Origin of the sequence: Aquabacterium parvum (genome assembly GCF_001447195.1) — a bacterium.
GTDB lineage: Bacteria > Pseudomonadota > Gammaproteobacteria > Burkholderiales > Burkholderiaceae_C > Aquabacterium > Aquabacterium parvum.
In genome coordinates this window covers 1-273 of record NZ_LFRI01000398.1, presented here as the reverse complement: position 1 = coordinate 273, position 273 = coordinate 1, and the positions used below count along the sequence as shown (strand labels likewise).

Sequence of the window (273 nt, the reverse complement as noted above, 5' to 3'; positions counted from 1 at the left end):
AGACCGGCGAGGTGATCCCCACCCGCCCGGTTCTCCAGATCGAGGGCCTCGATAACCGTGGCCTCGTTCAACTCTTCACCCTCACAGTTCCGGACACCAAGCCTTTCGAGGGCCGAGTGGGTGAGCAGGTGTCCGTACCGGTGCGTGCGTGGGCTCCTGGCGCGTCGGTGAGCCTCGCCTATGAGGGGGGCAAGGTGTGAGGATGGATGCACGTATGAGGCCGCTGGCGGCGGCCCTGCGGGATGGGCGAAGCCCGCACGCTGGGACGACGCA

The 273-nt window shown here is 67.4% G+C and carries 1 protein-coding gene; it reads left to right on the top strand.

Going from position 1 to position 273, the window contains the following annotated elements:
* On the top strand, positions 1–200 hold a 200-nt coding region (locus ABG80_RS16510), incomplete at its 5' end, for a hypothetical protein (protein ID WP_160322569.1).
* Between the last annotated feature and the right edge of the window lie 73 nt (positions 201–273).